The organism is Frateuria defendens (genome assembly GCF_001182895.1).
In the GTDB taxonomy this organism is placed as follows: domain Bacteria; phylum Pseudomonadota; class Gammaproteobacteria; order Xanthomonadales; family Rhodanobacteraceae; genus Frateuria_B; species Frateuria_B defendens.
On record NZ_LFQR01000253.1, the window covers coordinates 1 to 245 of the forward strand.

Sequence of the window (245 nt, forward strand, 5' to 3'; positions counted from 1 at the left end):
GAGCAGACCTACTGGCTGTTGCAGCATGGCGCGGACCCGACGGAAGGGCGGCTGCCCAAACAGCCGTCGGTGCCTCGGGCACTCTCCTATCCCGTCATCGAAGCCATTTACTGGCATCCCGGCAATCCGAGCAACCCGGCCTGGCAGCGCAAATGTCAGCAATGGCTGTTGCAACACGGCTACCTGCGCCCGCCTATGCCGCAGCACTATCGCGAGATGCGCAAGAACCTCGGCTTTCCCTACGA

At 62.9% G+C, this 245-nt stretch carries 1 pseudogene; it reads left to right on the top strand.

The window, feature by feature from the left end:
- Nucleotides 1–245, top strand: a pseudogene (locus tag ACH65_RS20920) (ankyrin repeat domain-containing protein); the annotation flags it as partial.